This window comes from Bacillus sp. BR3(2024), assembly GCF_039134555.1.
Lineage (GTDB): Bacteria > Bacillota > Bacilli > Bacillales > Bacillaceae_G > Bacillus_A > Bacillus_A cereus.
In genome coordinates this window covers 1728177-1740374 of sequence record NZ_CP152433.1, presented here as the reverse complement: position 1 = coordinate 1740374, position 12198 = coordinate 1728177, and the positions used below count along the sequence as shown (strand labels likewise).

Sequence of the window (12198 nt, the reverse complement as noted above, 5' to 3'; positions counted from 1 at the left end):
ATAACACTGCTATTATTAAATAAGAAAAATGTAGCTAAAATGCTCTTCACAAAAGAACTTACATTTTTGTATAATAAGAACTAATGTTCCTTACAAGAAGACAATAGACTCAAATTACACAAATATATCAAATAGAAGAGGATTGATATACGATGAAAATTGATAGACCAAAAATTTCACCAGAGTTATCTTCAAAGAATTTTCAAGATATTTTTTATGAAGAAGATCCAACATTGGAAGTGTGTGAAATTATAGACTCCACTTTCGAAAATGAATGTGTAGATAGAGTGCGATTATATGATGCGGTGATAAAAAACTGTAAGTTTACTAATACAGACTTTAGCAATATTGATATTACAGATGTTTGTTTTGAAAACTGTGATTTATCAAATGTTAATTTAAGCAATTCTTCTGTTCACAGAGTCGAATTTAAAAACAGTAAATTAATCGGAGTAAATTTCACAGAATCTAGCTTAGGAAATGTTAAATTTGAGAATTCAATTTTGAATTTAGCAGCATTTGGAAATTCCAAACTAGAAAAAATCATCTTCAATGAAACTTCATTAAATAATGCAGATTTTTTTGACTGTAAACTTAAAAAAGTTGAATTCCAATTATGTAGTCTTGATGAAGCTAATTTTGATCAGACATCACTGAAGGGGATAGATATTAGTTCTTCTACCTTTGATACACTTACAGTTTCAGTGAACGATTTAAGAGGATGTAAAGTATCAACATATCAAGCTGTTCAGTTTGCTACTTTATTAGGATTAATAATTAAAGATTAGTATTTCGAAGAAAAGAACCCTATCCCGAATCATGGATTTTTTAATTGTCCACGGTTCGAGATAAAGTTCAAATAAATTAGTGATGACTCTTTTATTATTTAACTACAGCTTGGTTTCCTTTTACATGTTCATTATTTACACTCATAAATTCTTCAATTTCTTCAACTTCCCTAATGATATCTTTTGACAAGTTTTCATACCCGTCTTTCGTTACAAGAATGTCATCTTCAATACGAATTCCAATTGATTCTCCTTCAATATAAAGACCAGGTTCAATTGTTATAACCATACCTTCTTCTAACACTCTATCTTTATATGTTCCTACATCATGTGTATCTAAACCAAGGAAATGGCTGACACCATGATAATAGTATTTTGATAACTCTTCATCTTCTTGAATTAAACCAATTGCTTTACACTCTTCTGCCAGTACCTTTTTTGTATGCTCATTTAATGCAGCGAACTTTAATCCTGGCTTAATAAGCGCTGTTGTTTCTTTTAATGCTTTTAATACAATATTATAAATTTGTTTTTGACGACTAGAGAATGTTCCATTTGCCGGGAATGTATAACTAATATCAGCGTTATAGTAGTCTTTTTGAGCACCTAAATCTAGTAATACTAAGTCACCATTTTGAATTTGTGCATCATTATCTTCATAATGAAGAACTGTAGCATTTTTCCCACTCGCCAAAATTGTATTGAACGCATGGTGCTTAATGCCAGATGATTTCAGTGTAAAATCAAATTGAGCTTCTAATTCATACTCCATCATGCCTGCTTTTGCATTTTTTAACACATTGTAAATACCATCTTTCGTTACAGCAATCGCTTCTTTAATAATTTCAATTTCTTCCTCTGTTTTAAATACTCGTAATTCACAAATGTTCGGATATACATTACCAATTGTTACGTGTGGGTATTTTTCTCTTACATGTTTAGCAAATGCTAATGTTTTTGTCTCCGTACCATTCCAATCACGACGTTCTATATCTAAATATAGATGCTTCGCATTTTCTGTAAAAAGTATATTTGACATTGTCTTTTCAAAGCTATCTAAATATACAACTTTCTTTATACCTGAAATTCCCTCTGCTTCTTCGCTAGAAACTGTCTTCCCAACCCATTTTTCCATTACTGGATCTGATTTTTCAATGAAAAGTGTCTCTTCTACACTATTCCCAAACTTTTTCAGCATAAAAATAACATTTGGTTCATCGATTCCCGTTAAGTAGTAAAAATTACGATTCGGTACAAATTTATAATGTGCATCAGCTGACATATGCGGTGCTTGTCCCGCAAATAAAATCGTAACGGATTCATCAGGTAATGTTTTCGTTAGTCTTTCTCTATTTTGAGCAAAAAATGTTGATTTCATAATAATCCCCCTAGTGTTCTATGTATGCTTGTGAAACTAATCATCAATACAATTTATTCTATTATTGTTATAATTTTTCGTCAATTAATTATACTCATAGCGAAAGGAGAATTTTCATTACTCGGGCCTCTTCCACGCTAAATTATGCATACCACTCCACAATTTCTTGATATTTATTCCATATACTTAAAATCTCATATATAGGAAAGGAGCCATAACTTTGAAACATTATGTAGTAACAGGGTTAGCAATTACTTCTTTATTAATAATTTCAGGATGTTCTAGCAACGTCGAAACAGCACCAGTGAAAAAAGAAACGGCGCAATCTCAACCAAAAAATATAGAAACAGCAAATACGAGTCCGCAAGACTTCTATAAAGAAATTACATCTGGAAAAATCGAGCACATTCACGGAATTGGCTATGCAGGAAATATGTCTGGGGTTTCTATCGCCACTCATAGCGGGATAAAAGTTTATCAAAATGGCAAATGGCTTGAAGCTAAAACTGGACTACATGATTATATGGGCTTTCAGGCAACGAAGAACGGGTTCTTTGCCAGCGGTCATCCTGAACCAGGAGCAAATTTAAAAAATCCTTTAGGATTAATGAAAAGTTCTGATGGTGGTAATACTCTCGAAAAGCTAGCTTTTTATGGAGAATCTGATTTTCATAACCTTGCTGTCGGATATAATACGGAAACAATTTATTTATACAATGAACGTCCAAATTCTAAATTGCAACAAGGTTTTTACTTCAGTACGAACAATGGACAAGAATGGAAAACTAGTAAATTGAAGGGGCTTTCAAGTGCAATCCACTCCTTTTCAGTACATCCAGATCAATCTAGTGTAGTCGCGGTAAGTACTAAAGATGGTGTTTACTTATCTACAGATTACGGAAATACGTTTGAAATATTCGCTAAATCACTTGAATCGACCGCAATTACATTAAGTAATGAAGATGTTATTTATGCGCCTATCAATAAGCAAATCGTAACGAAGAAATCCATTGCTACAAATGAAGAAACAAACATACAAATTCCACCTTTAGATTCTAAAGATGCAATTATGTATATTTCACAAAACCCTCAAAATTCAGCCGAAATCGTATTTGCTACAATGAAATCAAATGTATTCCTCTCTACAGATGAGGGTAATACGTGGAAGCAGATTGCTAATGAAGGAACATTCCAATTTAAGTAGAAGGGTGAATATAACGTGTTTTCAACAATTAGTGAATGGAGCTATCAACTCATGTCTCCTTTAATGGATGCCGCGAATGCTACGAAATCTGTACCTCTTTTATTTTCGTTTTTATTAGGCATAGTAGGTACCCTTGCTCCTTGCCAATTAACAGGAAACATTAGTGCTATTACACTTTATAGCAACCAATCTTTACAAAAGGAACATGTATGGAAACATATACTTTTATTCATTTTAGGAAAAATAATGGCTTTTACGACGCTTGGACTATTAGTATGGTTTTTAGGAAAAGAGATTCAGCAAATATTGACTTTGTATTTTCCATGGTTACGAAAAATGATGGGACCCTTATTAATTTTAATGGGGCTACTGTTGTCAGGTATTATAAAAAGAAGATATTTCTTCTCGATTAAATTTATACGAAATCAAAATGAAGTTGGTTCATTTTTACTCGGATTCTTCTTTTCCTTAGCTTTTTGTCCGACTATGTTCGTTCTATTTTTTGGAACGTTAATCCCTTTATCTTTATCATTTAATTACGGGTACTTGTTTCCAACGTTCTTTTCGATAGGAACTGCTCTTCCTATCGTCGTATTAATGTCCTTCATCTCCTATCTGGGATTAAACGGGGCATTACTAAAGAAGAGCAGGAAAATAGGAAATAGCATTCAGCGTATAGCTGGTTTTCTCCTTATTTTAATCGGATTTTATGATACTGCTCTTTATTGGTAATACATACAAAAGATAAGCTCTAGTGAAATGAGCTTATCTTTTGTAATATTATATTCATTTTTTCTTTTGCTGTAGTTGAGCTAATAAATTCTTAACAAACGCGAGAAACAGCGGGTCATTCTCTTTTTTAGGTGACCATTGCATAATAAGTTGTCGTGGAATTGTAATTTCTATCGGCTGTACAATGAAGTCATGAATAATTTGCTTATGTAGTCCTGATAACGGAACGATTGTTATGCCATTAACTTGTATAGTAAGTGCTAATGCTGAACTAATTGATTCTGACTCCATCACTTTATTAACTGTTATTTCATTTTTCATCAAATACGGTTCGAGCACTTCTTTGCAACCAGAAAGCGGCATAATAAAAGAATAATTTTTTATATCATTAATAGTAAGGTTAGGCGGAACTTTTTTTGAAGAAACCATAACATACGGATCTTCACCAATGACATCATAATGAAATCCTTGTATTAAATTTTCTTTTATAGAAATAGAAAAATCTGCACTACCTGATGATAGCCAATCTAACACTTCTTGATAGCTTCCTTCTCGAACTGCAAGTACATATTGACTATGATCAATATTCCCTAGTTGAATACACTCCGCCAAACAATATACAGTAACGGAAGGATACGTAGCTAGTACAATTTTATACAAGCTTTTATTCTTCAACTGGAAAGCTGTTTCCTCAAGTTTTTCATACTCCATTAGAAGTCGATTCACACCAACTAAAAATTCTTTGCCATTTTCAGTTAGAATCGTTCCTTGTCTAGAGCGATCAAATAACGTTATAGCATATCGTTTCTCTAATTTGTTAATAATATGGGTTATTGCTGGCTGTGTCATATGTAATTCCTTTGCTGCCAGACTAATACTATTTAAACGAGCCACATATGTAAAGACTTTAAAATCAAAAACATTCATTCTGTTCTCCTTATATAAAATATATTTATATCATCTATAAATAACCTTCATTATATTTATGAAACCACTTCATTTACACTGAGTATACATCATCAATATTACAAATAGATGAAACTTATATACCCTAGAGGAGTGTTGATTAAATGAGTACTTACATTTTAGTACATGGAGCATGGCAAGGTGAATGGGCATGGGAATTAGTAAAACCTCAACTAGAGGCTTTAGGTCACACTGTTATTACACTAGACTTACCTGGAAGTGGGAAAGATACAACTCCTTCACAAAATATAACGTTAGATTCCTATGTTGATGCAGTAACAGCTAATATAAATCAACAAAATGAAAAGGTTATTCTTGTTGGACATAGTATGGGTGGAATCGTTATTACTCAAACTGCTGAACTTATACCAAATAAAATCGATAAATTAGTATATCTTTGTGCTTTCTTACCACGAAATGGAGAAAGTCTTGGTAGTAAATTAGACGGAGAAGATGGCCCGCAATTCACTATAAATGAAAATGACTTGACTGCTGAACTTATACCTAATCTAATTGAACAAACATTTTTAAATGCTACAGAAGACGGTTCTATTAAAGAAGCATCTTTTAATCAAATGCGTCCTCAACCACTAGGACCCTTCCAACAAGAGCTGAAAATATCTGAAGAAAACTTTGGAGCCATAGATCGCATTTATATTGAAACGACTCTAGATAGAGCGATTCCAATTGATTTTCAACGCCTAATGAATACAGAAACACCTTGCAAGAAAATTATTACTTTAGAAGCTGATCATTCTCCATTTTTCTCTAAAGCATCGGAACTTGTTCATTACTTAAATGAATTAAACTAAATTTTTCATAAAATAAATAGACACTCACAGGTGTCTATTTATTTTACTAATTAAAAGCTATCTTTACTCTATCTACATTGCCATGCCCTTTTGCTTCATCTTCCACTTTTTATACAGTAGTACTGCACCAAATAAAAATACTCCCGCAACAAATGAAGCTACTGGTAACATCTTTATCATTCCATCTGGAAATACGAGCGGCAATAATGGAAATGCATACACTGCTGGAATACGTACACCAACAATTTTTAATAAAATAAGCATTAATATCATATTTAATAAAGTGACTACAATCCATGAATCAATCGCAAAGTACAATATTGTTCCAACAGTTGCAGATGCAGTTAATACGACTATTTGTTTAAAAGCCATTTTTTCATTGTACATCGGCTTTTGAAGTGATTCATACACGACAACTAATATTGGTGGAATAACTACTAATTGTTCATAACCAGTTATCCAGCATAAACTAATCCATACGAAATTTAGTATTAGAAATACAGTCATATATTTATACTGTATTTGCACTTTTCGCTCAATACCGTTGTTCAATTTAAATATAAGAACACCTATCATTAAAATAAATGTTAAAGCAAATACCGCGATAACAAATGACCATTCCGTCGCATTTGTTACTAACGGTAATAAACCTGTCGCAATGGATGGTGCTAAATTGGATTGAATAACACATAAAAACAACATCATTAATATAAGTGTTAAGCTAACTTTTCCTATATAGAAAATATCCATTTGATTCACTGCAAAACCAATAACAGCTGTTATTGACGGTGCAATAAAGATTTTTTCTGGTTGTCTTAACCATCCTGGTTCACGATACGCCCATAAAGCAATTGCCATCGCTGCTATTTCCGGCAAAATGACTTCCGGATCATTTAATAACACACCAGCTGTTACCATAGCTAAAATAAATAAAATAGCAATCGTATATGAGATGATTGTTTCTTTCTTTGAAATTACTGCATTCATTATTGCATACTCCTTTTTACTTATTACTTTCATAATGTAAAACAACAACTCTTTATACCCTACCGCAGTATTGTATATTGGCATCTTTTCTATTTCAAGTATTAGTATTCATTTACATCCTCTCTCATCCATACACATACAAAACAAAGCATTTTATAGACATTGACACTTATTAAAAGATAGGTTACAATAACTATACATTAGTAAGTAGCTAATGTAATTAAATTTAACTAGAGGTGAAACAAATGAAAAACATTTTATTCCGTATTAACGAATTGTCAAAAAAAGAAAAAGCGAATGGATTAACAGTTGATGAAAAACAAGAACAACAAATGTTGCGCCAAAACTATACACAAACATTTCGTGGAAGCTTAGATTCCATTTTATTAAACACAAAAATTGTTGATCAAAATGGTCTTAACGTTACACCTGCTGCATTACAAGATGCTCAAATACGTTTAAAATTAAGCAAATGAGTTCCGAGCTAAAGAATTCTAATAAAACATAAAAAGAGCTGGATTTCCTATATAGAAATTCCAGCTCTTTTTATTGTCTTTTTTAATTTAGTAAACGAGCGATACATCGCAATTCTCCACGACACAATCATCGCAAATGCAAGTAAGAAAAACATTCCACTTAACTCCGCTAAATCAATCGATTGACTTAAATATGATTTCAACGCTACTCGTACAGCTAATAATCCGACTAAAATAAATATAAATGCTTTTGACGGTTTCATATATATTTGTTCGTCTCTTATTTCAAACTTCGTTGTTTTTATAAGAAATACAGAGAAAATAAGCCCTGCAATAATTGCTTCTATTATTTCTAACGACGTTAATCGGAATTCCGGTAAAAAGTACATCATTGCTCCAGTACTCATAAAAATTGGCGGCAATATAATTTTCTTTTTCGTTACCGGTTTTTTCGCTGCTTTAAAGCGCAGAAACATGACACCAACAGCCATACAAACCGCTAAAATACTTGATAAAAGTGCTATCATACTCTTCCCACTCCTATCTATTTAAAAGACTTTTTGAGCAAAATCATAAACCAAACGAGCCCGATACTTATAATAACATGACCTAATCCAGCCATATGGCTTAAACCGTAAAAGTCAGTTCCATTTACTTGTAGAAGACCTCTCCATAGCATTGTAGCAATAGTAAAGATTACTCCTACATTATAAACAACAAACCATGCACAAAAGCTCTTTGTTTCTTGTACATGAAACACTTTACATAAAGCTAAAGCAATTAAAAAGAATACAAAACCGAGCACTAATACATGTGTATGCACTAATTGCAACATTGTGGATCCTTTAATTCCTTGTGCTTTCGTATACTCTCTTGCGAATACACCTGATAATAAACCAATAATTAAGTAAATAAATGCCGCATTATATAATTTCTTCATTCTATTCCTCCTGTTGTAAACTTTCTATATTCGCTGCAATCATTTTACGGAAAGTTTATGAACGGAATATGAATAAAATATTACATCCTATTTTCAAATAAAAAGCCATTTTGTTTATATTGGTTTACCCATTTCAAAATTACGGTGTCTCTTATACCAATAGCTTTACTAATTTCTCGGTAACTTTCATTTCCGTTCAAATAACGTTGAACGATGTATATTTTTTCATCAGTTGTGAATTTAACCATAGAAAAACTGCACCTCCAATTGTTAGACTGTGTCTAACAATTGGGGTGCAGTTCAGTTTTTAATGGTGGGATGCTCTTTTATAATTTATTCATTATTGATTATTTTCCATCCTGTAAGTTTCTAGCTTAATTTAAACCATTGCTTCAGTTTCTATAATTACTAAAATTACCCTTTTCTCATAACCGTCTAATATTCCTAGAATTTCCGGGATTTTTGAGTTCATGCGGTTAAGCCCTCTCAATTATTTTAGAACTTAACTAATCTTAGTTTGTAACTCCATTCCAAACATCGACATCATTATCATCTAAAATGGCTTTGATTTTATCTTTCTCAAAAACTACCAGATATTCATAAGGTAAGGCTAAAACTTGAATAATTGAAGGTCTAATTTTTAGTAGCTGATATGCGTAATATGCTTCTAATTCACCGTCAGTTTCTTCTGTTTCATCGACAGGACCGATATACCAACCAGAATCACCTTTGTCACAATCCCTAGCTCTTTGTAAATAAACCTCATCTAGTTGTAACACATTTTTTGAAGTCACTATTTTATCGCTAAACTTTATTGTTTCACCGTCAATATTTAACTGACGTAAACAATGTACTTGTTCTAATTGCACCCATAAAGCAATTGTTAGATCATCTGTAGTATCCTTAAATGGATTTTTTGTATAATCTGGGGCAATAATATGATACCCATCTTCACGTTTGGATAGAACAAAAATAGACCAACCAACTTGCATAGAAAATCTATCAACTAATTTGTTATCTTCTACTTTAGTTAGCAAATACAATAACTTTTCTATCTGAGGGCCTAAATGTTCTTCTGCTGTAGCTATTATCTTTTTACCACCTATATTTTTAACTATTGTTTTCAATGGATTGTAACCTCTCTTTTATTGATTTTTTCAAAGCTTCTCTAGCCACTGCTTCACGTTCTAACATTTCTAGTCTTATAATTTCCGGAACCTTACTGTATTTAGGGTGCCCCGGCCATGTACTCCAATCTTTTGCATTCAATGTAAGTTTTCGCTCAATGTGTTGTGCTTCGTGACGGATATTTATAAAGAAATGAGATAACTCTTTATCGTTGTGCCAAGTTTCTAAAATACGGTTAAATAAGCGGTTGCTTCGATTTTTCAATTCGTGAAAATCAGCTTCCGCTTGTTCCTGAGTTCGAAGCGCGGATTAATTTCGGTCCTGTTCTTCAAATACACTTCGTAATTTTTGATTTAACTGTTTAATTTGGTTTTTGATATCTCAATCCATTTTTTTCCTCCTACCGTTTTATCTTTACGAAGGTGGTCATATTAGCGGAAAGTATTGTGAAGCTCGTGATCCATTCTCTCAAACTCTTTGGCTACCGAATGAATGTTATCGACCGCTTGTTGAAAGGCGGTGGAAAATTGTTTCGTCAAATCTAAAACTTGTTGGTTCACTTCTTGTGCTTTTGAATTAACTGAAAGCGTAGTACGTGTCGCCTTTTTTATAGAACGATTTGTTGCGCTTTGGATTGTATCTGAAGCTGCCCTCATTTGCGTTGCGATTTGTGTAGCGCTTTGAAAATTACTTTGAAATTGTCCCATCGTATAAACCCCTTCTATACTTAATAGAGCATGAAATTTATACCATATTAGTATAGATTTTTATATTGATAGAGAACCTTTGTTGGTAGGGTGTTTTTTAGAGTACGAAAGGTAATTCAATTATAAAAATAGCCTATCATCTTTTAATATTAATTGGGAATTTATATTGTACTTACACTACATTAATATTTAATTTTTAAAATTTCACATGTGGTAAAATAATAAATTGATGAAAAAGGGGACAAAATATCAGTAAATAATTCACCGCAATATAAAGTAAAAAAACTGCACCTCCAATTGTTATGCGTGTCTAACAACTGGAGGTGCAGTTCACTTTTCAACTTATTTTAAATCTTCTATTGAGAAAGCACCTGGAAGTAATTGCTCAACAGTCACTTCTTTTTCATCACCTTTTACATTCGTTAGTAATACAGGCATTTTCGGATCACAGAATTCAGCAATTACTTGTCTACACGCACCACATGGTGAAATCGGTTCATCAGTTTCTCCTGTAATAACTAAGTAACTAAAATCGCGCTCCCCTTCTGATACCGCTTTAAATATTGCTGTTCTTTCTGCACAGTTACATAAACCATAAGAAGCATTTTCTATATTACAACCAGTATAGATTTTCCCTTCTTTCGTAACTAACGCTGCGCCAACAGGAAATTTAGAATACGGAATATACGCTTTCGATAACATCTTGTTTGCTTCTTCAATATATTTTTTCTTATCCATATTATTTCCCCCTCAAAGTAAATGAAATGATGATTAGTCAGTAATAACTGTATGAACTAATTTAGGAGCCACTGCTGTTTCAGCTATAGAAATATTCTCATAAATTTTTGCTTTTACATCTTCTACATTTTCACGGTTTGCGTAGATTGTTACGAAAGGCTCGCCTTCTTTTACTGCATCGCCAACTTTTTTACGTAACATTAATCCTACTGCTAAATCGATTTCATCTTCCTTCGTTGCACGACCTGCACCAAGTAACATAGCTGCAATACCAATCTCATCTGCAACAATGTTAGAAATAACACCTGAAGTTTTTGCAGGTACATCAATTACATACTTTGCTTGTGGCATTTTTTCTGGATTGTCTACAATTGAGCTATCTCCGCCTTGATTGCTTAAGAACTCTTTAAATTTCGCAGTTGCTTTTCCGTTTTTCATCACTTCAATTAGCATTTCACGAGCTTCTTCTAACGTATTTGCTTTTTTCGCAAGTACGACCATTTGACTTCCTAATACAAGTACTAATTCTGTTAAATCTTCTGGACCTTCACCTTTTAACGTATCAATCGCTTCTTTCACTTCTAGAGCATTACCAATCGCAAATCCAAGAGGTTGTGACATATCTGAAATAACTGCCATTGTTTGACGTCCTACGTTATTTCCGATACGTACCATTGCATGTGCTAATTCTTTTGCATCTTCTTCTGTTTTCATAAATGCACCAGCACCTGTTTTTACATCAAGTACGATTGCGTCAGCACCAGCTGCAATTTTTTTACTCATAATTGAACTTGCGATTAAAGGAATTGAGTTAACAGTTCCTGTTACGTCGCGTAATGCATAAATCTTTTTATCTGCAGGTGTTAAGTTTCCTGTTTGTCCAATAACAGCTACTTTGTCACGGTTTACAATATCAATGAATTGTTCTTTCGTAATTTCAACGTGGAATCCTTCTACCGCTTCTAATTTATCAATTGTTCCGCCTGTATGTCCTAAACCACGACCAGACATTTTTGCTACTGGTACATCTAAAGCAGCTACTAACGGTCCTAATACTAATGTTGTTGTATCACCAACACCGCCAGTTGAATGTTTGTCTACTTTAATTCCTTCAATTGCTGATAAGTCGATCGTTTCTCCAGACTCAACCATCGCCATCGTTAAATCTGCACGTTCGCGATCTGTCATATCTTTAAAGAAGATTGCCATTGCAAGCGCACTCACTTGATAATCAGGAATACTTCCGTCTGTATATCCATTAATAAAGAATTTGATTTCTTCAGTCGTTAATTCTTTGCCGTCACGTTTTTTTGCAATAATATCTACCATTCTCATTACAATC

Annotated in this window: 14 protein-coding genes and 2 pseudogenes; 5 read left to right on the top strand and 11 right to left on the bottom strand. The window is 32.9% G+C overall.

All coding sequences use genetic code 11. The features are described 5' to 3' along the window. Positions 1-152 precede the first annotated feature (152 nt). Positions 153-788, top strand: a complete 636-nt coding sequence (locus V7S45_RS09055; RefSeq protein WP_000687265.1) for a pentapeptide repeat-containing protein — start codon at positions 153-155, stop codon at positions 786-788. 94 nt (positions 789-882) lie between these two features. Here the strand turns inward: V7S45_RS09055 and V7S45_RS09050 are convergent, their stop codons facing one another. Further along, the gene (locus V7S45_RS09050; RefSeq protein ID WP_000842981.1) at positions 883-2166 is read right to left on the bottom strand and encodes an aminopeptidase P family protein; all 1284 of its coding nucleotides are present in this window, start codon (positions 2164-2166) and stop codon (positions 883-885) included. 220 nt (positions 2167-2386) lie between these two features. On the opposite strand from V7S45_RS09050, the gene V7S45_RS09045 reads away from it, so the two are divergent. Beyond that, entirely contained in the window at positions 2387-3370 is a 984-nt protein-coding gene (locus V7S45_RS09045) for a F510_1955 family glycosylhydrolase (protein ID WP_342761747.1), read from the top strand. A 15-nt stretch (positions 3371-3385) separates the two neighbouring features. Continuing rightward, on the top strand, positions 3386-4102 hold the full coding sequence (locus V7S45_RS09040) for a sulfite exporter TauE/SafE family protein (protein WP_000493100.1): 717 nt from the start codon (positions 3386-3388) through the stop codon (positions 4100-4102). A gap of 54 nt (positions 4103-4156) precedes the next feature. Here V7S45_RS09040 and V7S45_RS09035 read toward each other — a convergent pair whose 3' ends face one another. Further along, a complete protein-coding gene (locus V7S45_RS09035; protein ID WP_025687217.1) occupies positions 4157-5029 on the bottom strand; it encodes a LysR substrate-binding domain-containing protein in 873 nt (290 codons plus the stop codon). Positions 5030-5172: 143 nt separating this feature from the next. Between V7S45_RS09035 and V7S45_RS09030 the strand changes: the two genes are divergently transcribed. Then, complete coding sequence (locus tag V7S45_RS09030; protein ID WP_025687218.1) at positions 5173-5880, top strand: alpha/beta fold hydrolase; 708 nt, start codon at positions 5173-5175, stop codon at positions 5878-5880. A gap of 72 nt (positions 5881-5952) precedes the next feature. Here V7S45_RS09030 and V7S45_RS09025 read toward each other — a convergent pair whose 3' ends face one another. Further along, complete coding sequence (locus tag V7S45_RS09025) at positions 5953-6867, bottom strand: hypothetical protein (protein WP_322367415.1); 915 nt, start codon at positions 6865-6867, stop codon at positions 5953-5955. 245 nt (positions 6868-7112) lie between these two features. Here V7S45_RS09025 and V7S45_RS09020 point away from each other — a divergent pair, with 245 nt between their 5' ends. Continuing rightward, the gene (locus V7S45_RS09020) at positions 7113-7343 is read left to right on the top strand and encodes a DUF896 domain-containing protein (RefSeq protein ID WP_000789773.1); all 231 of its coding nucleotides are present in this window, start codon (positions 7113-7115) and stop codon (positions 7341-7343) included. A 47-nt stretch (positions 7344-7390) separates the two neighbouring features. On the opposite strand, the gene V7S45_RS09015 is transcribed toward V7S45_RS09020, so the two are convergent. The 8 genes and pseudogenes from V7S45_RS09015 to V7S45_RS08980 form a co-directional block, all read right to left on the bottom strand. After that, positions 7391-7870 carry a cytochrome c biogenesis protein CcdC gene (locus tag V7S45_RS09015; RefSeq protein ID WP_000561044.1) on the bottom strand — a complete coding sequence of 160 codons (480 nt, stop codon included), beginning with the start codon at positions 7868-7870 and terminating at the stop codon, positions 7391-7393. 17 nt (positions 7871-7887) lie between these two features. Further along, positions 7888-8283, bottom strand: coding sequence for a DUF2871 domain-containing protein (locus tag V7S45_RS09010; RefSeq protein ID WP_000737876.1), 396 nt, complete (start codon positions 8281-8283; stop codon positions 7888-7890). A gap of 104 nt (positions 8284-8387) precedes the next feature. Continuing rightward, positions 8388-8531: pseudogene (locus tag V7S45_RS09005) on the bottom strand (transposase); the annotation flags it as partial. Positions 8532-8795: 264 nt separating this feature from the next. Next, positions 8796-9410, bottom strand: coding sequence for a hypothetical protein (locus V7S45_RS09000; RefSeq protein WP_000849724.1), 615 nt, complete (start codon positions 9408-9410; stop codon positions 8796-8798). A 142-nt stretch (positions 9411-9552) separates the two neighbouring features. Continuing rightward, positions 9553-9789 (bottom strand): annotated as a pseudogene (locus tag V7S45_RS08995) (DUF3958 family protein); the annotation flags it as partial. Positions 9790-9842: 53 nt separating this feature from the next. Continuing rightward, positions 9843-10118 (bottom strand): TIGR04197 family type VII secretion effector, encoded by a 276-nt coding sequence (locus tag V7S45_RS08990; protein ID WP_025687221.1) that lies wholly within the window; start codon positions 10116-10118, stop codon positions 9843-9845. Positions 10119-10460: 342 nt separating this feature from the next. Next, a complete protein-coding gene (locus tag V7S45_RS08985) occupies positions 10461-10856 on the bottom strand; it encodes a cytidine deaminase (protein ID WP_025687222.1) in 396 nt (131 codons plus the stop codon). Between the two features lie 33 nt (positions 10857-10889). After that, entirely contained in the window at positions 10890-12191 is a 1302-nt protein-coding gene (locus V7S45_RS08980) for a pyrimidine-nucleoside phosphorylase (RefSeq protein ID WP_002093946.1), read from the bottom strand. Positions 12192-12198: the final 7 nt, after the last annotated feature.

Coding starts and splice junctions, on each gene's coding strand:
- V7S45_RS09025 (WP_322367415.1), bottom strand. CDS start 6,867: ATGAATGCAGTAATTTCAAAGAAAGAAACAATCATCTCATATACGATT.
- V7S45_RS09055 (WP_000687265.1), top strand. CDS start 153: ATGAAAATTGATAGACCAAAAATTTCACCAGAGTTATCTTCAAAGAAT.
- V7S45_RS09050 (WP_000842981.1), bottom strand. CDS start 2,166: ATGAAATCAACATTTTTTGCTCAAAATAGAGAAAGACTAACGAAAACA.
- V7S45_RS09015 (WP_000561044.1), bottom strand. CDS start 7,870: ATGATAGCACTTTTATCAAGTATTTTAGCGGTTTGTATGGCTGTTGGT.
- V7S45_RS09010 (WP_000737876.1), bottom strand. CDS start 8,283: ATGAAGAAATTATATAATGCGGCATTTATTTACTTAATTATTGGTTTA.
- V7S45_RS08985 (WP_025687222.1), bottom strand. CDS start 10,856: ATGGATAAGAAAAAATATATTGAAGAAGCAAACAAGATGTTATCGAAA.
- V7S45_RS08980 (WP_002093946.1), bottom strand. CDS start 12,191: ATGAGAATGGTAGATATTATTGCAAAAAAACGTGACGGCAAAGAATTA.
- V7S45_RS09020 (WP_000789773.1), top strand. CDS start 7,113: ATGAAAAACATTTTATTCCGTATTAACGAATTGTCAAAAAAAGAAAAA.
- V7S45_RS09035 (WP_025687217.1), bottom strand. CDS start 5,029: ATGAATGTTTTTGATTTTAAAGTCTTTACATATGTGGCTCGTTTAAAT.
- V7S45_RS08990 (WP_025687221.1), bottom strand. CDS start 10,118: ATGGGACAATTTCAAAGTAATTTTCAAAGCGCTACACAAATCGCAACG.
- V7S45_RS09030 (WP_025687218.1), top strand. CDS start 5,173: ATGAGTACTTACATTTTAGTACATGGAGCATGGCAAGGTGAATGGGCA.